Annotated in this window: 17 protein-coding genes; 8 read left to right on the forward strand and 9 right to left on the reverse strand. The window is 73.1% G+C overall.

What is annotated here, in order from left to right; genetic code table 11:
• Window positions 1-106 precede the first annotated feature (106 nt).
• The 3 genes from KGD83_RS20965 to KGD83_RS20975 form a co-directional block, all read right to left on the reverse strand.
• The gene (locus KGD83_RS20965) at window positions 107-1939 is read right to left on the reverse strand and encodes a carbohydrate-binding module family 20 domain-containing protein (RefSeq protein ID WP_212640794.1); all 1833 of its coding nucleotides are present in this window, start codon (window positions 1937-1939) and stop codon (window positions 107-109) included.
• Between the two features lie 390 nt (window positions 1940-2329).
• Window positions 2330-2668: a hypothetical protein gene (locus KGD83_RS20970; protein ID WP_212640795.1), complete on the reverse strand. Its 339-nt coding sequence runs from the start codon at window positions 2666-2668 to the stop codon at window positions 2330-2332.
• Window positions 2669-2775: 107 nt separating this feature from the next.
• Window positions 2776-3366 carry an LPXTG cell wall anchor domain-containing protein gene (locus KGD83_RS20975; protein WP_212640796.1) on the reverse strand — a complete coding sequence of 197 codons (591 nt, stop codon included), beginning with the start codon at window positions 3364-3366 and terminating at the stop codon, window positions 2776-2778.
• Between the two features lie 220 nt (window positions 3367-3586).
• On the opposite strand from KGD83_RS20975, the gene KGD83_RS20980 reads away from it, so the two are divergent.
• Together KGD83_RS20980 and KGD83_RS20985 are read left to right on the forward strand one after the other, a co-directional pair.
• Window positions 3587-3760: a hypothetical protein gene (locus tag KGD83_RS20980; RefSeq protein ID WP_200904083.1), complete on the forward strand. Its 174-nt coding sequence runs from the start codon at window positions 3587-3589 to the stop codon at window positions 3758-3760.
• Between the two features lie 43 nt (window positions 3761-3803).
• On the forward strand, window positions 3804-6785 hold the full coding sequence (locus KGD83_RS20985) for a helix-turn-helix transcriptional regulator (protein ID WP_338036926.1): 2982 nt from the start codon (window positions 3804-3806) through the stop codon (window positions 6783-6785).
• 333 nt (window positions 6786-7118) lie between these two features.
• Here the strand turns inward: KGD83_RS20985 and KGD83_RS20990 are convergent, their stop codons facing one another.
• Window positions 7119-8891 carry an NAD+ synthase gene (locus KGD83_RS20990; RefSeq protein ID WP_212640798.1) on the reverse strand — a complete coding sequence of 591 codons (1773 nt, stop codon included), beginning with the start codon at window positions 8889-8891 and terminating at the stop codon, window positions 7119-7121.
• A 352-nt stretch (window positions 8892-9243) separates the two neighbouring features.
• Between KGD83_RS20990 and KGD83_RS20995 the strand changes: the two genes are divergently transcribed.
• Complete coding sequence (locus KGD83_RS20995; protein WP_013151975.1) at window positions 9244-10605, forward strand: glutamine synthetase family protein; 1362 nt, start codon at window positions 9244-9246, stop codon at window positions 10603-10605.
• Between the two features lie 129 nt (window positions 10606-10734).
• Here KGD83_RS20995 and KGD83_RS21000 read toward each other — a convergent pair whose 3' ends face one another.
• A complete protein-coding gene (locus KGD83_RS21000) occupies window positions 10735-10980 on the reverse strand; it encodes a DUF397 domain-containing protein (RefSeq protein WP_338036927.1) in 246 nt (81 codons plus the stop codon).
• A gap of 519 nt (window positions 10981-11499) precedes the next feature.
• Here KGD83_RS21000 and KGD83_RS28790 point away from each other — a divergent pair.
• Window positions 11500-12066, forward strand: coding sequence for a hypothetical protein (locus tag KGD83_RS28790; RefSeq protein ID WP_249351985.1), 567 nt, complete (start codon window positions 11500-11502; stop codon window positions 12064-12066).
• Window positions 12067-12328: 262 nt separating this feature from the next.
• Here the strand turns inward: KGD83_RS28790 and KGD83_RS21010 are convergent, their stop codons facing one another.
• Window positions 12329-14569, reverse strand: a complete 2241-nt coding sequence (locus KGD83_RS21010; RefSeq protein ID WP_212640799.1) for a rhamnogalacturonan lyase family protein — start codon at window positions 14567-14569, stop codon at window positions 12329-12331.
• Between the two features lie 545 nt (window positions 14570-15114).
• Between KGD83_RS21010 and KGD83_RS21015 the strand changes: the two genes are divergently transcribed.
• Entirely contained in the window at window positions 15115-16389 is a 1275-nt protein-coding gene (locus tag KGD83_RS21015; RefSeq protein WP_212640800.1) for an endonuclease/exonuclease/phosphatase family protein, read from the forward strand.
• 27 nt (window positions 16390-16416) lie between these two features.
• Here the strand turns inward: KGD83_RS21015 and KGD83_RS21020 are convergent, their stop codons facing one another.
• The 3 genes from KGD83_RS21020 to KGD83_RS21030 form a co-directional block, all read right to left on the reverse strand.
• Complete coding sequence (locus KGD83_RS21020; protein ID WP_212640801.1) at window positions 16417-16725, reverse strand: chorismate mutase; 309 nt, start codon at window positions 16723-16725, stop codon at window positions 16417-16419.
• A 427-nt stretch (window positions 16726-17152) separates the two neighbouring features.
• Complete coding sequence (locus tag KGD83_RS21025; protein WP_212640802.1) at window positions 17153-17830, reverse strand: PaaI family thioesterase; 678 nt, start codon at window positions 17828-17830, stop codon at window positions 17153-17155.
• A 146-nt stretch (window positions 17831-17976) separates the two neighbouring features.
• Window positions 17977-18414 carry a GNAT family N-acetyltransferase gene (locus tag KGD83_RS21030; RefSeq protein WP_212640803.1) on the reverse strand — a complete coding sequence of 146 codons (438 nt, stop codon included), beginning with the start codon at window positions 18412-18414 and terminating at the stop codon, window positions 17977-17979.
• Between the two features lie 315 nt (window positions 18415-18729).
• Here KGD83_RS21030 and KGD83_RS21035 point away from each other — a divergent pair, with 315 nt between their 5' ends.
• The 3 genes from KGD83_RS21035 to KGD83_RS21045 all read left to right on the forward strand — a co-directional run bounded on the left by KGD83_RS21035 (window position 18730) and on the right by KGD83_RS21045 (window position 20895).
• On the forward strand, window positions 18730-19581 hold the full coding sequence (locus KGD83_RS21035; RefSeq protein WP_394358122.1) for an AraC family transcriptional regulator: 852 nt from the start codon (window positions 18730-18732) through the stop codon (window positions 19579-19581).
• Between the two features lie 247 nt (window positions 19582-19828).
• Entirely contained in the window at window positions 19829-20581 is a 753-nt protein-coding gene (locus tag KGD83_RS21040) for an AzlC family ABC transporter permease (protein ID WP_394358079.1), read from the forward strand.
• Window positions 20578-20895: an AzlD domain-containing protein gene (locus tag KGD83_RS21045; protein ID WP_212640805.1), complete on the forward strand. Its 318-nt coding sequence runs from the start codon at window positions 20578-20580 to the stop codon at window positions 20893-20895. Before KGD83_RS21040 ends, KGD83_RS21045 begins: the two co-directional genes overlap by 4 nt.
• Window positions 20896-21085: the final 190 nt, after the last annotated feature.

Here is a 21085-nt window from a genome sequence, read left to right on the forward strand (position 1 = left end):
GGCGGCGGGGCCGGGAGCGGCCGACCCCGCGGAAGCGGCTCGCGGCTCCGGGGAGGGCCTCCCGGAGGGCCGTGCGCGGCGCCCCGGCCGGGGCGCCGCGCACGGGTCAGTCGCGCCAGGCGACGCTGGTGGCGGGGCCGACGCGGTTGGCGCCGGACTCCCACTCGGCGTTGCCCGCGCCGTCGACCTTGACCAGCTTCCACTCGGTGTCGGCGCCGATGGGGGCGGTGCCCGACCACACGGGGTAGGTGGAGGCGTCGGTGGACAGCTTCACCCCGTTCTGCGGGTTCCAGGACCCCAGCGCGGGGGTGGAGCCGACCACGTACACCTCCTGTCCGTACCAGGTCTCCACGGTGGCCGAGACGCTGGCCGGGCCCGGCTCGCCCGGGTCGCCGCCGCCCTCGCACTCGGCGGGGTCGTCGCAGGTGCCGCCCACGTGCAGGGCGACGGCCCCGTCGGCGGGGACCCGGGCACTGATCCGGCCATCGGCGACGGTGAGGGTTCCGCTCCCGGCGGCGTTGTCGTAGCTGCCGTCGGGCAGGTCGGTGTCGGCGGTCAGGTTCCAGGCGGCGCCGGTGGCGTTGAAGGCGGCGAAGCCGCGGTCGCCCCGGTCGAAGGCGAGCCGGGAGGATCCGTCGGCGGCGCGCTGGACGACGGGGGTGTCGCCGGTCGCGTTGCGGAAGGCGGCCATCCCGGCGACGGTCGGGTGTCGGTGCTCGCAGACCCACTCCGCGCTGGAGCAGTCGGTGTCGGCGGTGATCCAGCCCGCCGGGTTGCCCTGCTCCTCGCCGACGCTGGGCGGGCCCTGGGTGACGTTGGAGCCGAAGTCGTAGCTGGACATCACCACGGGGCGCCCGTAGGGGTGGGCCAGCATGAACGCCACGGCCAGGTGGTAGCGGTCGCCGTCCTTGAAGGTCAGCGTCGGGTGGTAGCGCTGGGTGTCGTGGTTGTCGACGAAGACGGTGGCCTGCTCGTCGGTGAGCCCGCCGTAGTCCGGCAACTGGGCCAGGCCGGAGATGTCGCCATCGGCGAACTTGTTGGAGATGTCGCGCTGGTAGTCGAAGGCGGTCACGCGGCCGTAGGGCGCGTAGGCGGTGTAGGGGATGGTCTGGTCCCCGTAGACCTCGTGGAAGACGTCGGGCTGGCCGCCGAAGACCGGCACCTCGTTCAGGTCGGAGAAGATCGCGTCGACGTGGGCCTCGGGAACGTGCTTGGAGGCGTCCACGCGGAAGCCCGCCACGCCCATGTCCACCAGGCCGTTGAGGTAGCGGCGGATCTGGGCGCGCACTTCGGGGTCACCGGTGTCGAGGTCGGACAGTCCGACGAGCTCGCAGTTCTGCACCTCCCACTTGTCGTTCCAGTTGCTGATCTCCCTGCGGCAGGAGCTGAAGTCCTCCCCGGTACGGGAGGCGGTGCCGTCGCCGAACAGGTCGGGGTACTCGTACTTGGCCCAGTCGGTGCCCGCGCTGCCGGTGCCCGAGCCGTCGCCGGTCATGTGGTTGATGATCGCGTCGGCGTAGATCCTCACGCCGTTGTCGGCGCAGGTGGAGACCATCGCCTGGAACTCCTCGGCGGTGCCGCGCCGGGTGTTGTCGATGCGGTAGGAGGTCGGCTGGTAGTCCTGCCACCAGGGGTAGTCTCCGCCCTCGGCGAAGGGGATGACCACGTGCTCCTGGGGCGGGGAGACCTGCACCCCGCCGAAGCCGTGGGGGCCGAGGAACTCCTCGCACTCGGTGGCGACGGAGTCCCAGTTCCACTGGAAGAGCTGGACGAGGGTCTCGCCGTTGTCGGCGGCCCGGGCGTCCTCGGCGGGAGCGGGGGCTGCCGGGACCTGTGTGGTGGGGGCCTCCGGGGCGGGGGCGGCCTGCGCGGGGGCGGCCAGCAGGCCGACCCCCATCAGGACCGCCCCGGCGACGGCGCCGGGTCGGATGTGCTTCATGTGCGCTCCTTGGGGGAGGTAGCGCGGCGGGGCTGCACTGCCCCGTCCGCTGTCCCCTTGCAGTGTTTGCAAGAGTTTGCGTGAGCGTGACGAAGCTAACAGAACGGAACGCTCTTGTGAACGGGTGTTGATCTGAACGTCACACCGCTCACCCAGCGCGACGGACTCCGTCTCCACCTGCCGCTATGCGCTTCGAGCCGCCCCTCCTGCCGCCCGACCCCCGGGGTGCACTCCCGCGTGAGCTGGGACGACACCCGCGCGAGACCCCGAAGTCCGCGGGAAAGATTTCGCAAGATTACGGAAACGCACCCAGAAAAAACCGGTGGCGGCACGGTTCGTGCCGCCACCGGCGGTGGCTCCGGAGCGGCCTGCGGGGACCGCCCCGGGGGCCTACCAGAAGACGGCCACACCGATGTTGACGATGGCGAGCACGCCCGCGATGATCGCGAGGTTCTTGGCGGGCTTGCGCAGGTTGAGCACGCCCACGACCACGACGGCCAGCGCGACCAGCAGCTTGACCGCGATCTTGACGTGGTTCAGCTCACCGAGGTCGGCCATCTCGGCCACCCCGACCAGCAGCAGGCCGGTGACGAACTGGAGCAGGGAGCTGTGCAGCAGGACCTTGGTCGACTTGGGGTGGTTGGTGATGACCTGCATGAGGAAGCCCGCGATGATTCCGGCCAGGCCGATCATGTGCAGGAAGACGAGCGCGGAGTAGAGAATGTCCATGCCGGAAACACTACTACGCCCTGTAGTTTTCCCTCCCCGGGTTCATGACACACTGACGTAACAAAACCGGCACCCCTGCCCGCGCGACCGCACGCCCGCACGGCTCCTCACCCGCGCGAAACCGCCCTCCTGCGCCGCCACAGCATCCAGGCCAGCCCCGCCGCGAGGGCGATCCCCGCGGCCCGCAGCAGGTTCGCGGGGTCGGTGTACTCCGAGACCCGCGACATGGCGGTCTGTTGCGCGACCAGGACCGAGTCGCTGGCGCAGGCGGCCGGGTCGGCGTCGCGTTCCAGCAGCAGGCAGGCGGTGCTGGTCAGGCGCTCCCCCGTCGCCTCCGGAGCGCGGACGCGGACCGTGTACACCGCCTCCTCCCCCTCGGGCACCGTCACCCGCCAGTTCACGATCCCGTCCCGGACCACACCCTCCTGCCCGACCTCGACGATCTCCAGCTCCCCGGGAACGTGCTGGGCCAGCAGGGCGTTCTCCACCGGACCGTCGCCGACGGTGGTGCTCAGCGTGAACTCCTCACCCGGCCGCGGCGCCTCGCCCGCCTCCAGGAACAGGCCCGCCCGCCCCTCCCCCTCCACCGGCTCCGCGGCGGCGGGCGCGGGAGCGCCCAGCGCGCCCGCCGCCAGCCCCGCCGTGAGCGCGCCCGTTGCGAGCGCGCCCGCCGTCCCAGCCCAGTACTTCCGCGTCATGTCGCGCCTCCCACGTGCGTCGTTGCCGCCTAGACAACTACGGGTGAGCGGTCGAAGGCGCGGTGTGACACGCCGTCGGGGGCCGGGTCTTAGGGAGTACCGGCTCCCAGACCTCCCAGGACTGGGATTCCTCCCCATGTGCGCCCCGGGGTCTTAGGGAGAACGTGGGGAGCACACGGCGGGACACCGGTTCCGCCGCGCGAGTGAGGAGGAGAGCACCGTGTTCCACAGCGAACTGCTCAACGCCAACGCCCGGGAGATGACCGAGCGGCGCGTCCGGGAGGCGGAGAACGCGCGGGCGGCACTGCGGGCACGCGCCGAGGAGCGCGCGCGGCGCAGGGAGGAGCGCCGTGAGCGCCAGCGCCGGCGGCGCTCCTACGGCCGCGCCGCGTGAGGGCGCACGCGGGAGGGGAGGGAGGAAACGCATAATGTCGGGCATGCCCCTCCTCTCCAGGACCAGCCCGCTCCTCGTCGGCCGCAGCGACCAGCTCCGGCTGCTCGGCGAGCACGCCCGCCGCTGCCGCGCCGAGACCTCCGGAACGGTGCTGGTCAGCGGTGACGCGGGGGTGGGCAAGAGCCGCCTGGTCGCCGAGTTCACCTCGGGCCTGCCCAGGGGGACGGTGTTCGTCGGCGGCTGCCTGGAGCTGGGCGTGGACGGCCTGGCCTACGCGCCCTTCACGGCGGTGCTGCGCCAGCTCCTGCGCGAGCGCGGACGCACGGTGTTCGAGGAGGCCGCTCCCGGGGGCACGGGCGAACTGGCCCGGCTCCTGCCCGAACTGGGCCCCCTGACCGCAGGCGCGGGCGAGGACCGCGGCGAGGAGCGCGGCGTGCTCTTCGAACAGGTGCTGCGCCTGGTGCAGCGGGCCGCCGGGGACGCGGGCCTGACCCTGGTCCTGGAGGACCTGCACTGGTCCGACGGCGCCACCCGCGACCTGCTCGTCTTCCTCGTCCGCAACCTCGACCTGCCGGGCGTGCAGGTCGTCGCCACGTACCGCAGCGACGACCTGCACCGCACCCACCCCCTGCGCCGCCTGCTGCCCGAACTGGAGCGCCTGCCCGCGGTGACCCGGCTGGACCTGCGCCCGCTCACCCGGGAGGAGGTCGGCCTCCAGGCGCACGCCATCACCGGCTCAGAACTCACCGACGAGCTGCTGGACGACCTGCACCGGCGCAGCGACGGCATCCCCCTCTACGTCGAGGCGCTGACCGAGTCGCGCACCGGTTCCGCGCACGCGGCCGCGGAGGACGTGCCCGACCACTTCCGCGACCTGCTGCTGGCCCCGGTGTACCGGCTGGAGGCGGGAGCGGCCTCGGTGCTGCGCGTGGCCTCGGTCGGCGCGGTCTCCGGAGAGGTGGGCCACGGGCCGCTGGCGCACGTCTCGGACCTGCCCGAGGACGGCCTGGAGGCCGCGCTGCACGCGCTGGTGGACGCCCGGCTGCTGCGGGTGAGCGGCGACGGCTACCGGTTCCGGCACGCGCTGCTGCGCGAGGCCGTCCACGACTCGCTGCTGCCCGGGGCGCGTTCCCGGCTACACCTGCGCTTCGCCCAGCTCATCGACGAACTCCCCGACGCCTTCCCCGCCGAGCGGCGCGCCGCCGAGCAGGCCCACCACTACCAGGCCGCCCGGGACCTGCCCCGGGCCCTCCAGGCGGCCTGGTCGGCGGCGCTGCGGGCCGGGGAGTCGCTCGCGCACGGCGAGCGGCTGACCGTCCTGGAGCGGGTCCTGGCCCTGTGGGACCGCGTCCCCGACGCCGGGGAGCGGGTCGGGGGCGCCACCCGGCCGGAGGTGCTGGCCGAGGCGGCCCTGTCCGCGTTGCAGTCGGGCCGCCCGCGCCAGGCATGGAGCCTGTGCGACGAGGGTCTGGCCGCGGTGCCCGAGTCCCCCGGCGACGACCGCGCGATGACGGTGCGGGCGGTGCTGCTGCGCTGCCGGGGCCAGGCACGGACCCACTGCGTGGACGCGGGCGCCGAGGCCGACCTGGCCGAGGCGCTGCGCACGCACCCGCCGCACATGCCCGGGTACGGCCGGATGCTGTCCATCCTGGCGCGGGAGACCATGTTCCGCGCCGGGGAGCGGACCCGGCCGGGGCGGACGGCGGAGTCACTGGCGGAGGAGGCGATCGGGGTGGCCCGGCGCACCGGCGACCGCTGCGCCGAGGCGGCCGCGCTGGTCACGCTGGGCTCGGTACGCATGGGCCGCGGCGACCCGGCGCGGGGGCGGCCGGTCCTGGAGAGGTCGGTGGAGCTGAGCCGGGAGGTGGGCGACACCGCAATGGAGGCGCGCGGGGTGAACAACCTGGCGCACTACCTGCGCGAACAGGGCGCGCACCAGGAGGCCCTGGAGTCGCTGGAGCGGTTCCGGGCCGAGCACCGGCCGGGGGGCGTCGGCGCCGTGCACGCCAGCTTCCTCCACCAGAACATCGCCGAGACCCTCTTCGACCTTGGGCGCCTGGACCGCACGCGCGAGGTCGTGGACGAGGCGCTGCGCCGCAGCCCCACCCCCATGCACCGGGTGTTCCTGCTGGTGCCGGGGTGCCGCGCCGCACTGGCCCAAGGAGACCTGGCCGCGGCCCGCTCCGGCACCGCGCACGGGGACCTCGCCGGAACCCGGGCGGGGATCGACCGGGTGGACCGGATGTCGGTGCTGAGCATGGAGCGCCTGGACCAGGCGCAGCAGGCGGCGACGGCCTGGCTGGACCTGCTGCTCGCCGAGGGCGACACCGGCGGGGCCCGCGCCTACGCCGAGCAGGTCCTGGGGCGGCTGAGGTTCTCCGGTTCCCCCGGCTACGGGTGGACTCTGCTGGACCTGGCCGCCGAGGCGGTCCGGTGCTCGGCCGCGCCCGGGGACGACCCCCTGCGCGTGCGCGTGGGCACGGCGCTGGAGCGGATGCCGGTGCTCGGCCCGGTGCAGGAGGCGCTGCGGGCCTCGTGCCGGGCCAGGCTGGCGGAGGGGACCGCGTCCGCCGAGCGGGTGCGGCGGGCGTGGGAGGAGGCGGTGGCCGCCTGGGAGGCCACGCCGCTGGTGCTGCACCTGGCGGGGGCCCGGCTGCGGGCCGCCGAGGCCGCCGTGGCGGCCGGGCTGCGGGAACAGGCCGTGGCGTGGGTGCGGCAGGCGCACGCGACCGCGCGGGAGTGCGGAGCGGTGCCGCTGGCCGACGCCTCAGCGGACCTGGCGCGCAGGATGGGCTCCGGCCTGGAGGAGGACACCGCCCCGTCCGCCGTCCCCGCCGGGCTGACGGCCCGCGAGACGGAGGTGGCGCGGATGCTGGTGGTGGGCAGCACCAACGCCCAGATCGCCGAGCGGCTGTTCATCACGCCCAAGACCGCGAGCGTGCACGTGTCCAACATCCTGGCCAAGCTCGACGTGCCCAACCGGGCCGCGGCCGGAGCGAGGCTGCGGGCGCTGGGCCTGGCCTGAGGTCTGTTCTCCGAACCGGTCTCGGCTTGCGGAGGGTTGGTTCGGGCGCCCACGGGGTTCCGGAGGTGCCGGAGACGGGTTCCCGTGGGGGAACCGCGCCGTAGGCGTCGGTTGAGGGTGGTGGCGGGCGACGGGTGGGCGCGGGCGAACCCGTCACCCGTCATAGGCGCCGAAGGTCCCCGTTCTCCGGGCGCCCGGACACGAGAAGGACCGCGCGCAGCGTCCGTTGGGGGTGGTGGCGGGCGACGGGCGGGACGAAGCGGAGCGGAGGGTCCAAAAGAACACTGCCTAGGAGCGGGCCGCCCGCGCCGGAGGGTGCGGGCGGGCCCCGGTTCAGACCGTCCAGCGGTTGGTGATGGGCACGCGGCGGTCCCGGCTGAGGTTGCGCGAGCTGATCTTGGTGCCCGGCGCGGACTGGCGGCGCTTGTACTCGGCGCGGTCCACCATGCGGATGACCCGGCGCACCAGCTCGGGGTCGTACCCGGCGAAGACCAGTTCGGCCTCCCCCTTGTCCGTGCCGACGTAGGCGTCCAGGACGGCGTCGAGCTGTGTGTAGTCGGGCAGGGAGTCGGTGTCGAGCTGGTCGGGGCGCAGTTCGGCGCTGGGCGGCTTGGAGATGGAGTTCTCCGGGATGGGCGGGGTCTGCCCCAATCGGTCGGCCTCCTCGTTGCGCCAGCGGGCCAGCTCCCAGACCAGGGTCTTCCAGCAGTCCTTGATGGGCGCGAACCCGCCCACGGAGTCGCCGTAGAGCGTGGAGTAGCCGGTGGCCGCCTCGCTCTTGTTGCCGGTGGCCAGGACCAGGTGGCCCTCCTCGTTGGACAGCGCCATCAGGAGCGTGCCGCGCACGCGGGCCTGGAGGTTCTCGGCGGCCAGGCCGGTGAGCGGCACGCCCGCCTCCTCCGTGGACCGGGTGAACGCCTCCACCGCCGGGGCGATGGCGATGGTGCGGGCGGCGAATCCCTGGCGGCGCGCCAGTTCCTCGGCGTCGCCGACCGAGTGGTCGCTGGAGTGGGCGCTGGGCATGAGCACGCCGTGCACCCGGTCCGCGCCCAGGGCGTCCACCGCGATAGTGGCCACCAGCGCGGAGTCGATGCCGCCCGAGACGCCGACCAGGACCGAACCGAAGCCGTTCTTGACGGTGTAGTCGCGCAGGCCGGTGACCAGCGCGCGGTAGACCTCTCCCGTGTCGGAGAGCGGGTCGGGCCGCGGGGTGACGGCGGCCGCCCGCGGCGGGTAGGGGGCGACGGGATCGGCCGAGACGGTGTGGCGCATGACGCGCAGGCCGTCCACTCGTGCGCCCGGACCGTCCGGCGCCGGTCCGGCCTCGGGCAGCTCCAGGTCGGCGACCAGGAGGGTTTCGGCGAACTGGGGCGCGCGGGCCACCAGTTCCCCCTCGGAGTCCACGATCAGCGAGTCTCCCTCGAAGACCAGCTCGTCCTGGCCGCCGACCATGTTGACGTAGGCCAGGGCGGCGCCGACCTCGCGGGCGCGGCGCTGGCACAGCTCCAAGCGCACGTCGTCCTTGTGGCGCTCGTAGGGAGAACCGTTGAGGGAGACCAGGAGGCCGACCCCGGCGGCGCGGGCCGCGGTGACGGGGCCGCCCTCCTGCCACAGGTCCTCGCAGACGGCCAGGGCGACGTCCACGCCGCGGACCCGGACCACGGAGAGGGTGTCGCCGGGGACGAAGTTGCGGAACTCGTCGAACACGCCGTAGTTGGGCAGGTGGTGCTTGGCCGAGGAGAGGACGACGCCGCCGCGGTGCAGGACGGCGACGGAGTTCTGCGGTGCCCCGGCGGGCTGGCCGTAGCGGGCGCCCGGGCCCTCGCGGCGGGAGAGGTATCCCACTACGACGGGGAGTTCGCCCAGGCCCTCCCGGGCGAGGTCGGCGGCCAGGGCGCGGGTGGCCTTGATCGAGGCCGACACGAAGGAGTTGCGCAGCGCCAGGTCCTCGACCGGGTAGCCGGTGACGACCATCTCCGGGAGGACGACCAGGTGGGCGCCCTCCTCGGCGGCCCTGTGCGCGGAGTCGACGACGAGGGACAGGTTGCCGTCCAGGTCGCCCGTGGTGGGGTTGACCTGGGCCAGTGCGATTCTGAGCTGTGCCACGGGCCCGAGCCTAGCCGCAGGATGTTTCCGGGGGCGCGTTCGCGGCGGGCCCGGGCACGCGGCACGGCACCGGGCGCGGACGGCCGGGGCGCGGGGGCGCGCGCCGGGGGCTGCCGCGGGTTCCGCGCGGGGCCCACGCGGGTCCCGCCGCCGACGGCGGGCGGATGGCCGGAAACGCCCGGTCACGGGCCATAATGCGTGTGCGGGTGACGGACCGGGCAGGCTGCTCGGCGGGTGCGGAAATACCCCGGAAATATCCGCACGGCACACTGGACCTGGGAGACCGTGTCCGAACCGGCCCCGCTGTACGCCGGGAGGGCCCGGACACCGACCGCATCGAGGAAGGTTGATCGTGAATCGACAGCAGGAATTCGTGCTCCGCACGTTGGAGGAGCGCGACATCCGGTTCGTGAGGCTGTGGTTCACCGACGTGCTCGGGTACCTCAAGTCCGTGGCGGTCGCCCCCGCCGAACTGGAGGCGGCCTTCTCCGAGGGCATCGGTTTCGACGGCTCTGCCATCGAGGGGTTCGCGCGCGTCTACGAGGCCGACATGCTGGCCCAGCCCGACCCCTCCACCTTCCAGGTGCTGCCCTGGCGCAACGAGCCGCACGGCACGGCGCGCATGTACTGCGACATCCTCATGCCCGACGGCTCGCCGTCGTCGGCCGACCCGCGCCACGTGCTCAAGCGCACGCTGGGCAAGGCCTCCGACCTGGGGTTCACGTTCTACACGCACCCCGAGATCGAGTTCTACCTGCTCAAGAAGATGCCCGAACTGGGCGAGCTGCCAGAGCCCAACGACTCCGGGGGCTACTTCGACCACACGCCGCACAACAGCGCGCACGACTTCCGGCGCAACGCCATCAACATGCTGGAGGCCATGGGGATCTCCGTGGAGTTCAGCCACCACGAGGGCGGGCCGGGGCAGCAGGAGATCGACCTGCGCTACGCCGACGCGCTGACGACCGCCGACAACATCATGACCTTCCGGCTCGTGATGAAGGAGGTGGCGATGGAGCAGGGTGTGTACGCCACCTTCATGCCCAAGCCGTTCACTCAGTACCCGGGCTCGGGCATGCACACGCACCTGTCGCTGTTCGAGGGGGACCGCAACGCCTTCTACGAGCCGGGGGCGGACTTCCAGCTGTCCAAGGTCGGGCGCGGGTTCATAGCGGGCCTGCTGCGGCACGCCGACGAGATCACGGCCGTCACGAACCAGTGGGTGAACTCCTACAAGCGCCTGTGGGACGACCCCGCCGCCTCGGCGGGCATGGGCGGCGAGGCTCCGGCCTACATCTGCTGGGGCCACAACAACCGCTCGGCGCTGGTGAGAGTGCCGATGTACAAGCCGGGCAAGTCCAACTCCAGCCGGATCGAGATCCGCTCGCTGGACACGGCCTGCAACCCTTACCTGGCCTACGCGGTGATTCTGGCGGCCGGCCTGAAGGGCATCGAGGAGGGCTACGAGCTTCCTCCGGGCGCGGAGGACGACGTCTGGGCGCTGACCGACTCCGAGCGCCGGGCCCTGGGCATCCGGCCGCTGCCGCAGAGCCTGGACGAGGCGCTGCGGATCATGGAGAACAGCGAGCTGGTCGCCGAGACGCTGGGCGAGCACGTCTTCGACTTCTTCCTGCGCAACAAGAAGGCGGAGTGGCACGACTACCGCCGCCAGGTGACGCCGTACGAGCTGCACAGGTACCTGCCGACCCTGTAGCGCCGGGTGGCCCCGTAGCACCGTGAGCCTGCGCGAGCCCCCTTCCCGGGTGTACCGGGGAGGGGGCTCGGTGCGTCTCGGGGGCGCTTCAGGGATGCTTCGAAGGGGTCAGGGGCAGGAGTCAGGGCTTCAGGGGGCGGAGCCCTTCACGGCTTCCAGGAGAGCGGTCCACTCGGTGCTGTCCGCTTCCAGGCGGCCAAGGTGGCGGTTACGGGTGTCACGGACGGCCGCGCCCGCAGAAATCCGCTTCGCCTCTACGCACTGACCACCGTTACCACCGCTTCGGGCGGACTTCTTCCACTCAGTCGAGAGCTTCTCATCGTGCTTCCTTCGGTGCTGGCAGAGAGCCTTGAACGACTTCTCAGGTGACAGCACGACCCCAAGAGGTCACTGAAAATCCTATCCATCCGGCTCACGTGGTCTCAAACTCTCGCACAACAGTCGCCCTGGGCTCAGCTTTTGCCAGGTCAACCACCCGGTCAGGATATGACTTCTTGGAGTTGAGGCGAGCCCAGAGCCCCTTCCCCCGCGATCAGGTCGTCCAACTCCACCGCCATCTCGCGTGAGGGCCGGTGCGTACCGGACTCGAAGCCGCAGACGAGGGTGTCAGAGCATTTCAGCGGGGCGGCCAGGCTCTTCTGGGTCCTTCCCTGGCGCGCAGAACCTTCGACTCAGTCCCCCGCTCCCGGGCGTGGGGCCCGATCTTGTGTTTCGCCTTACTTCACCCTTCTCCACCATCTCCGCACCACCGGAAAAAGCACTTCTCGGATCCTCCCGTGCACCCATTCCCTCTATGGTTCTGAACTTCTCTCTCGGATGATCAGTTTCACGGCCAGCGACGGCCTGCGACAGTGACCTTGAGAAAATTCCACCATTCGATGGAGGAAAAGGGACATGCCAGAACCCGAGAATGAGACCACAGTGATCGGGGAGGCGGCCAAGCGGCTCGCCCTGGAACTGGACAAACTGAGCCTTGGGCCACTCCCCCAGCCGGGAATGGCGCTGGCGGTGAAGCGGGGTTCTCGGGAACAGTCGGTGCGTCTGATGCGGGCGGGCTCGGGCCAGTGGCACGGGTTCTGGATGTGGGAGCCCCTCCGCACGCAGGACGCCCGGGAGTACGAGCAGGGCCTTACGATCGGCCGGGAGCACGACATGGCCCGCCTCCTCCTCAGCGTTCTGGAGGTCGCGGAGGCCGGGGAGGAGGCCCGTGAGCGCGCACGAACTCCCCCGCTTCCTCGCCGAGGTCTCCCCCGAGGCGGCCGCGTCCCTCGTCACCGCACCGGGCTGGAGAGGGTGACGCCCCGGCAGATCCTCTGTTCGGCCGTCGGCCTACTCAACCTGCGCAAGGCCGGAGGCACCGTCTTCTTCGCCCGTGGCGGGTCCGTCCTCACCCGCCCCGGCATGCGGATGGTGACCTTCGCCGAACTCCAGGAGGGTGACCTCGCCCGCAGGTATTGGTGAGACCCACAGTGGCGACCGCACGGAAGACCACGGGCCCTCCCCCGGAGGACGCGACCGGCAGGAGGGCCCGTTCTCTGACGGCTGGTTCCCTGACGGCCCTCTCGTCCGACGGCCCCCTTATCTGACCGAACCCTTCACCGCCTGACTCCTCGTCCGACCGGTCCCTCATCCGACAGCCACCTTTCCCGGGGGAACTCCGCCGGGCGCGGAGCGGCCGCACGGGCGCACCCGCACGGCCGTCCCCGCCCCGCCCGCCCGGGAATCAGGGCGTGTACACCTCCGGCCAGGGAGCGGGCTCCATGCCGTCCCCGATGAAGAAGCCCGGGTGCGGCGGCTGGTTGTAGGCGGTGTTCTGCCAGGCCACGGCCACCCGGTACTGGGTGTCGTGCATCAGCGTCGGCATCCGCAGCTCGGTGGGCAGCGGCGTGGAGTAGATCCGCAGCGCCCGGTTGTCCTCGGTGCGCCAGACGACCTCCTCGCGCCAGTCACCGAGGATGTCCCCGCTCAGCGCCGGTGTGGACTTGGTGCCGTTGTTGGAGGCCACCCCGGAGCCGGTCAGCAGCCGGGTGTCGCCCCCGGTCCCGTACTCGTCGACACGGGTGCCGTCCAGCAGTTCCCGCAGCGGGTCGCCGTCCCACCAGGCCACGAAGTTCGCGGACGAGGGGGCGCGAACGCCCAGGCGGTTCCCCTCGGCGTCGTACATGCCGCTGATGCCGCCGCCCGTGACCCAGAACTCCGCTCCCGGGTTGCCCGGCCACACGTCCGCGGCCACGCCCCGGCCGGGCCCCTCCTCACCGCTGGCGGTCGGCCTGCGCCAGACCACGTCCCCGCTGTCGGCGTCGGCCACGTAGGCGCCCGCCGCGCCTCCCGTGCGCTCGGTGATGGTGAAGACCTCCAGGCCGGAGCGGTCGGGCAGCAGGTCGCCCACGTGCATGGCGTCCCCGTGGCCGTGGCCGGTGGCCCACATCCCGCTTCCGTCGTCGTCCACGGCCATCGACCCGTACACGACCTCGTCGCGGCCGTCACCGTCGGCGTCGGCGATGCTCAACTGGTGGTTGCCCTGCCCGGCCCACCGCGATCCGGCCTCGTCGCTGTCGAAGGTCCAGCGCCGGGTGAAGCGCCCGTCGCGCCAGTCCCAGGCCGCGATGACCGAGCGCGTGTAGTAGCCGCGCGCCATGATCAGGCTGGGCCGCTGGCCGTCCAGGTAGGCGACGCCCGCCAGGAACCGGTCCACCCGGTTGCCGTAGCAGTCGCCCCAGGCGCAGACGTCACCGCGTCCGGGCACGTAGTCCACCGAGTCCAGTTCGGCCCCGCTGCGGCCGTCGAACATGGTGAGGAACTCCGGCCCGTCCAGGACGTAGCCGTCGCCGTTGCGGTGGTCGGCACCGGCGTCGCCGATGACCCCGCCGGTGCCGTCCACGGCGCCGTCCGCCGTCTTGACGGCCACCTCGGACCGACCGTCGCCGTCGAAGTCGTAGACCTGGAACTGGGTGTAGTGCGCACCCGCCCGGATGTTGCGCCCCAGGTCGATCCGCCACAGCCGCTCGCCGCTGAGTTCGTAGGCGTCGAGCAGCACGGGGCCGGTGCGTCCCGACTGGGAGTTGTCCCTGGCGTTGGTGGGCTCCCACTTCAGGACGATCTCGTACTCGCCGTCGCCGTCGAGGTCGCCCACGCTGGCGTCGTTGGCGTCGTAGGTGTGGGCGCTGCCGCCGGACGGGACGTCCAGGGGCACGTCCAGGTAGCCGTCGCGCAGCGCCAGCGAGGTCCCCGACGCCTCCGCCTCCTGGCCGCCGATCACGGGGCGGACCGTGTAGTCGGCGTCGGCGGAGGCTCCGCCGTCCAGGTAGGAGGTGGTTCCGGTGAGGGGCCGGGAGTTGAGGCGCGTGGAGCCCCGGTAGACGTTGAATGCGACGTCCTCGGGGTCGGTGGCCAGCAGCCGCCAGCTCACCAGGTTGCCCTGCGAGCCGTGCACGCTCACCAGGCCGCGGCCCAGTTCCTCGACCTGGCGCCCCTCTCCGGTGGTGGGCGGGTCCTCGCCGTCGGGCGGCTCCTCTCCGGGCGGTTCCCCGGTGTCGCCGGCGCAGACGGTGCCGTTGAGCGTGAAGGACTCGGGGATTTCGGGGGTGCCGCCGTGGGAGCCGTTGAAGCCGAAGCCGACCGAGGCCCCGGTGGCGACGGCGGCGTTCCACCCGGTGTCGGCCACACTGACGCGCTCCCCGGAACCGGAGAACTCGCCGTTCCAGCCGCTGGTGACGCGCTCGCCCGCGGTGAAGTCCCACTCCAGGGTCCAGCCGTCGACGGGATCACCGAGGTTGGTGACGGACACGGCGGCGGTGAACCCGTCGTTCCACTGGTTCCGGATCGTGTAGTCGACCTCGCAGCCGACGGCGGCGGAGGCGGGGCCGGTCGTCACGGCGGCGAGCGCCGCGCCCGTGGCGAGGGCGGTGGCGAGGCAGGCGCCGCGCCGTGCGCGATGACGGGCGGCAGGGGGGTCGGGGGGCATGGGCAGGCAACTCCTCACCGCATCCGGTACCGACGTGTCGCGGCGGCCCGGATGCGTCGATGTGATGGGAGCGCTCCCGAAAACAACGCGAATGTAACACGGGGAGTAGCGACGCGACAACGGCTCTTTCTAAACCGATTTACGTCCGATCGGAGGACCTGAGTCCCAGTTGACATGGGACATCCGACCGCGGTGCGCGTGGGGAAACGGGAGGGGCGCAGTGGAGGGCAAAACGTTTCGAACGGAGTGGCGCCTCCGGCGTGACGGAGGGTTGCGCGGGCCTGCGCACGCGACGTCCCGGCGGAAGGGCAGGTTGGGTTCTTCGCGGACCATGGAAACAGGGAAACAGGGAAGCAGGGAGGCGGTCGTCGCCGCTACGGGGTCTCTGCCCCTGTGGACAACGCGGATCCGCCCCCCGCTCCGCCGAGGGCTGTCGGCACCAACGGCCGACCGAACCCACACCGTCGCGGCCCCCGGCCGTCGGAAGCCGCGGCCGCAGGAGCCCCGGCCTTTCCCACCCCGCCCACCGCTGAGAGGATGCCTCCATGAAGCCGCGTTCACGCCCGCTGGTCAGACCGGCGGCCTCCACCGCCACCCTCGTCCTGGCCGCGTCCGCCCTGGTGGCGGCCCCAGCGTCCGCCGAGGCGTCGCCGTCGGTACCCCAGCCGCCCGGATCGCACGAGGTGCGCTTCGCCACCTTCAACACCGCGCTGGAGCGCCCCGGCCGGGGAGTGCTCGCCGAGGAGCTGGCCACCCCCGACAGCGAGCAGGCGCGCAACGTCGCCGAGATCATCCAGCACGTGCGCCCCGACGTCCTCCTGGTCAACGAGTTCGACTACGACGAGGAGGGGAACGGGCCCCGCCGGTTCCAGGACAACTACCTGTCCGTGGGCCAGAACGGCGCCGACGCCATCGAGTACCCCTACGTCTACTCGGCGCCCGTCAACACGGGCGTGGCCTCGGGCGCGGACCTCAACGGCGACGGCGAGGCGGTGACCGAGCCCGGCAGCCCCGCCTACGCCGAGGACGCCTTCGGGTACGGGCTGTTCCCCGGCCAGTACGGGATGGTCGTGTACTCGATGTACCCGATCGTCACCGAGGACGTGCGCACGTTCCAGACCTTCCGGTGGGCGGACATGCCGGGCGCGCTCCTGCCCACCGATCCCGAGACGGGCGAGTCCTACTACTCCCCCGAGGCCCTGGAGGTTGTGCGGCTGTCCTCCAAGAGCCACTGGGACCTGCCGATCGACACGGGCCGGGGCCGCCCGGTCCACCTGCTGGCCAGCCACCCGACCCCGCCGTCCTTCGACGGCCCGGAGAAGCGCAACGTGGCCCGCAACCACGACGAGATCCGCTTCTGGGCCGACTACGTGACCCCGCGCGCGGGCTCCTACATCTACGACGACCGGGGGCGGCGCGGCGGCCTGCCGGTGGGCGCCCCGTTCGTGATCGCCGGGGACCTCAACGCCGACCCCAACGACGGCGACGGCCACCCGAACGCCATCACCCAGCTCCTGGAGCACCCCGGGATCAACGACGTGCGCCCCTCCAGCCAGGGCGGCAGGGGCGCGGCCCAGCGCCAGGGCGGAGCCAACGACGGGCACGGGGGCGACCCCGTGCTGGACAGCGCCGACTTCGCGGACGAGCCCGGCCCGGGCAACCTGCGCGTGGACTACGTGCTGCCCTCGCGGACCGTGCCGACCCGGTCGTCCGGGGTGTTCTGGCCGACCGTGGACGACCCGCTGTTCCGGCTGACCGGCGACTACCCCTTCCCCAGCTCCGACCACCGGATGGTGTGGGTGGACGTGCTCCGCCACTGACCGCGTCCGCCCGCGGCCGGGACGCGGTCACCCGGCGCGGGCGGCCTCCTCCTGCGCGGCGGCCAGCCCGGCGCTGATGACGCTGTCCATGATGGCGGCGAGCCGGTCGGGGCCCAGGCGCGGGGCGTGCTCGGCCATGCGCTCGACCAGTTCGCGCTCACGCCGCGTGTCGCGCCCGGCGAAGTAGCCGACCGGCTTTAGCCGCTGTACCTGGGCGGCGACGAGGGCGCGGCGTTCGAGGAGCGAGGCCAGTTCGGCGTCCATCTGGTCGATGCGTCCGCGCAGTCGGCGGATCTGCTCCTGGGCGGCGGGCGGGGTGGTGCGGTGCTCGGACACGGTGGTTCTCCCTCGGGTGGGGCGGCCCCGGCGACGGGCCGGGCGCGGTCGCGGTCGCGGTGCGGCCGGACGCCCCCGCGGGCTGCGCGCGGTGCGTGGAGAGCGTGTCGTGGGGCGTCGGCCGCCTGAAAACGGGGAGGAGCACCGGGCTGCTGCCCTGGTGCTCCGTTGCCGACGACCCCTGGTTCCGCCTACGTGAGAGCGGCCGACGAGGTCGTCGGCTGGCTAAACACGTGATAGCGGCGGGTCATAGGGGAGATACTACCGAATCCGCCGGTGAGGACGCGACGGTCCGCCCCCTGCGGGGGTCGCGTCACCGCGCGTGTGGGGGAGCGCGCCCTCTCCGCCGCGCACGCGCGCGGGGCGGCCCCGCCCGTCGGCGCGGGCCGCCCCACGGTGCTTCGGGCCGGGTGCACCGGCTGGCGGCTCAGCTCTGCTGGACCTCGGCCTCGGGAATCCTGACCTGGACCATGAGGGCGGTGGCCTCGGCGGTGACCTCGCCGTGGGCGCGGATCCGTCCGGAGACGAAGACCTTGCGGCCCTCCACCCGGTCCACCTCCGCGGTGACCTCCAGCGGGGTGAACAGCGGCGTGGGCTGTCGGTAGTTCACCTCCAGCTTGGCTGTGAGCCCCGGGGTGGTCTCGACGGCGGAGACGCTGCCGACGGCCTGGTCGAGCAGGGCCGCGATCCAGCCGCCGTGCACGAGCCCGGGCGGGCCCTGGTAGACGGTGTTGAGGGTGACCTCGCCGCGCAGGCCCTCGGGGGTGCGCTCCAGCAGGAGCGGCGGGGCGGCGGGGTTGGTGTCGCCCGAGACGATGTTGGTGATGGTGCCGTACTCGACGTCTCCGCTCGGGAGGTCGCGCTGGACCATGGTGCCGATCTGGCGGCGGGCGACGTTGAGCCTGCCGGTGATGCCCTCGACGGTCGCCGCGGCCTCGGCCAGGGTGTCGGTGTCGACCTCGGTGTTGGCGACGGCGTCGACGAGATCGTGGACGCGGGCCACGAGGGAGCGCAGTTCGGCGGGGATCTGGGCCTGGTCGACCACCGGGAGGCCGAAGGCGCGGGGGTCGGGGCGCTCGGCTACCGGCTGCGTGTTGACCGTCATGTGTTCCTCGTCGGATCGGGGTGTGCACGGGCGGCTGGGGGCACCACCGTCAAACCGAATCCTACTCGGTCGCATTCCGGTGGGGCGGGGCCGGGCGGTGCGCTCCCTGTCACACGGCACGGAGACGGACGGCACGCGCGGCGGCGTCAGTCCAGCTCACGCACCATGTGCAGGTGCGGAATCCCGGCGTCCAGGAACTCCTCGCCGTGGGCCGCGTAGCCCAGCCGCGCGTAGAAGCCCAGCGCGTGGGTCTGGGCGTGCAGCTCCACCTTGGACAGACCGCGTTCGCGGGCCCGCTCCTCCACCGCGCGCACGAGCGCGGCGCCGGTCCCGGTGCCGCGTCCCTTGGGCAGGACGGCCAGGCGGCCGAGGAGGCCCACGCCTCCGCCCAGGTCCACGAGGCGGACCGTGCCCACGGGGATGCCGCCGTCCAGGGCGAGGAGGTGGTCGGCGGTGGCGTCGCGCGCGTCCCACTCCTCCTCCACGGGCACCTGCTGCTCGGCGACGAACACGGCTCCCCGGATGACGAACACTGCGGCGCGGTCGCGCTCGTCCCGCGCCAGGCGGATCTCGGTCGTAGTCATGCAGGCAGATTAGTCCCATGACAGGGCGAAACACGCATCGTGGGTGCCGTTCCCCGGCTAGCGCGGAGCTGGGGGCGGCGTCAGCCGGTGTCCGCGTCGTCCCCGGCGCCCGTGCTCTCGCACCGCCCGCTCCGCCTCAGGCATCGGTGCCCATCCCGCTCCCGCCCGCGGAAATCCAGGCGGTCTCCCCGGGGACCGGGCCCGCGGCGGTTTACCAGCGACCTCCGCCGGAACCCGTGGCGGCGTTCCCGCCCCGCCCGCGCAAGGTCCGTGGCGGCGCCCGCGCAGCGCACTGCCTAACCTTGAGCGATGGGCATGCCCGGAGACGTTCACCCCCGGATCGAGGACCCGCGCGCGGAGCGGGCGCGCTACTGGCGCTTCTCCGGGCTGCCCGAGACGGAACTGCTCACCGCCCGCTTCGTCACCACGGCTTTCACCCGCCACACCCACCCCACCTACACGATCGGGGTGATCACCGGCGGCATCGAGGAGTACACGCACGGGCGGGGGCGTGCCCGTGTGGGACCGGGCGGTTTGGCGGTGGTCGGCCCCGGGGAGGTGCACACCGGCCACGCCGGAATCCCCGAGGGCTGGAGCTACCGCGTGTTCTACCCCCTGCCCGAGGTGGTGGCCGACATCGCCCGCGAACTGGGCATGCGCGGAACCCCGGCGTTCACCGAGTCCGGCATCCACGCGCCCGAGGCCGCCCGGGTGCTGGCCACCGCGCACGTGGCCGCCGAGAACGGCGACCGCCTCACCGCATCCTCCCTGGCCAGACACGGCCTGGGCATGCTGCTGCGCTCCCACGGCCGCGAACGGGCGGCCGGACCGGCCGGGCACGCGGCGCGCCCCGAGGTGGAGCGGGCACGGCGGATCCTAGCCGGGCGCCTGGTGGACCCGCCGACGCTGGAGGAGCTGGCGGCCGGACTGGGCATCGGCCCGTTCGCGCTGTCGCGGGCCTTCCGCGCCGTCCACGGCCTGCCGCCGCACGCCTACCTCAACCAGTTGCGGGTGGACCGGGCCCGGACGCTGCTGGCCTCGGGCCGCCGGGCGGGCGAGGTCGCGGTGGAGGTGGGGTTCGCCGACCAGCCGCACCTGACCCGCCACTTCAAGCGCCACCTGGGGGTTCCTCCGGTGGCCTACCAGCGCGCCCTGCTGTCCACCTGAGCCGCTGGCGGGTCGGCGCCGAGGTATCCGAGGGGTCCGTGGCGTCAGGGGCGGCGGCATCCGGGCGGTCTCCCCTCCCGCGGGACCGGTTCCGCTCGCCCGGCCGCTCTTCGCCCGCACTGGCGGCAGGGGCCTTTCGGCCGCCACCGGGAGCGGGCCGCGCCGACCGGGGGGCGGTCGGCAGCGGGCGGCGGCCGGGCAAGAACGTTCAAGACACCGCGAGGTCGGCCTTCCTAGCGTGGGGCGCGTGAAATCCTTCTCCGCCCTCCGTACACCCGCGGTGCGCGACAGCGTGGGGATCGGCGTCGCCGTGGGCGCGGCCGGTCTGGCGTTCGGCACCGCCGCCGTGGCAGCCGGGCTGTCCCCGGCGCAGTCCGTCTTCATGAGCCTGTTCATGTTCACCGGAGCCTCCCAGTTCGCCCTGGTGGGGGTGATCGCCGGTGGCGGCAGCCTGGTCGCCGGGGCGGCGGGCGCGCTGCTCCTGGGCGCCCGCAACACCTTGTACGGGCTGCGCCTGGCGGACGTGCTGGGCTGGCGGGGCGCGCGGCGGGCGCTGGCCGCGCACGGGGTGATCGACGAGACCACCGCCGTGACGCTGGCCCAGCCGGACCGCGCGTCGGCGCGCACGGCGTTCGTGACGACCTACGCCGTGCTGGGCGGCTCCTGGGTCGTGGCGACCCTGGCCGGGGCACTGGCCACCGAGCGCGTGGGCGACATCAGCGCGTTCGGGCTCGACGCGGTGGGTCCGGCGGTCTTCCTGGGGCTGCTGTGGCCCCGGCTGCGGGAGGGCGGCGCCCGCACGTGGTTGATCGCGGGCTTGGGCGCGGGCCTGGCCCTGACGGCCGCCCCGTTCCTGCCCTCGGGCGTCCCGGTGCTGCTGGCCGCCTCGGCCGCGCTCGTGGCGCTGATCGGTCCCGCCGCCGGGGAGAGCGGTCCGGCCGTGCCCAGCGAGGAGGGCGACCGGCGGTCCGAGGCGGAGCGCGGGGAGGCCCGGTCATGACCCTGTGGATCGTGCTCGTCGCCACCGCGGCGGGCTGCTACCTGCTCAAGTACGCGGGCCTGGCCGCTCCCCGGCGGCTCCTGGACAACCCGTGGCTGCGGCGGTTCGCCACCGCCGTACCGCTCGCCCTGCTCGCCGCGCTGATCGCGGTGGAAGCGCTGCGCGGCGAGGGCCAGGCCCTGGCCTGGGACGCGGCGCGGATGGGCGGCCTGGGCGCCGCCGTCCTGGCCCTGGTCCTGCGCGCGCCCTTCCTCGTAGTCATCGTCGCCGCCGCGGCCACCACGGCGGGCCTGCGCGCCCTCGGCGTCGGCTGAGCGGCCCGTGGAGGTTGTCCACATCCCCTACCGCAGGCCGCCGCGCTGGGGTTTCCTGGAGGTGGTGGGACGTAGGACGGCGTACCAGCCGATGACGGCGCCTTACCGGTCCGCCCGTGCGGTGCCGGAGCCGCCCCGGCGCGGGTGCCGACCGGTCGCCCCACCACGACCGTCCCCGTACACGGCGGGC

It is taken from the genome of Nocardiopsis akebiae, from assembly GCF_018316795.1.
Classification (GTDB): Bacteria; Actinomycetota; Actinomycetes; order Streptosporangiales; family Streptosporangiaceae; genus Nocardiopsis; species Nocardiopsis dassonvillei.

Excerpts from the sequence above, each read along its gene's own strand:
- KGD83_RS20965 (WP_212640794.1), bottom strand. The coding sequence starts at position 1,939 with ATGAAGCACATCCGACCCGGCGCCGTCGCCGGGGCGGTCCTGATGGGG.
- KGD83_RS20970 (WP_212640795.1), bottom strand. The coding sequence starts at position 2,668 with ATGGACATTCTCTACTCCGCGCTCGTCTTCCTGCACATGATCGGCCTG.
- KGD83_RS20975 (WP_212640796.1), bottom strand. The coding sequence starts at position 3,366 with ATGACGCGGAAGTACTGGGCTGGGACGGCGGGCGCGCTCGCAACGGGC.
- KGD83_RS20985 (WP_338036926.1), top strand. The coding sequence starts at position 3,804 with ATGCCCCTCCTCTCCAGGACCAGCCCGCTCCTCGTCGGCCGCAGCGAC.
- KGD83_RS28790 (WP_249351985.1), top strand. The coding sequence starts at position 11,500 with ATGCCAGAACCCGAGAATGAGACCACAGTGATCGGGGAGGCGGCCAAG.
- KGD83_RS21010 (WP_212640799.1), bottom strand. The coding sequence starts at position 14,569 with ATGCCCCCCGACCCCCCTGCCGCCCGTCATCGCGCACGGCGCGGCGCC.
- KGD83_RS21015 (WP_212640800.1), top strand. The coding sequence starts at position 15,115 with ATGAAGCCGCGTTCACGCCCGCTGGTCAGACCGGCGGCCTCCACCGCC.
- KGD83_RS21025 (WP_212640802.1), bottom strand. The coding sequence starts at position 17,830 with ATGACGGTCAACACGCAGCCGGTAGCCGAGCGCCCCGACCCCCGCGCC.
- KGD83_RS21030 (WP_212640803.1), bottom strand. The coding sequence starts at position 18,414 with ATGACTACGACCGAGATCCGCCTGGCGCGGGACGAGCGCGACCGCGCC.
- KGD83_RS21035 (WP_394358122.1), top strand. The coding sequence starts at position 18,730 with ATGCCCGGAGACGTTCACCCCCGGATCGAGGACCCGCGCGCGGAGCGG.
- KGD83_RS21045 (WP_212640805.1), top strand. The coding sequence starts at position 20,578 with ATGACCCTGTGGATCGTGCTCGTCGCCACCGCGGCGGGCTGCTACCTG.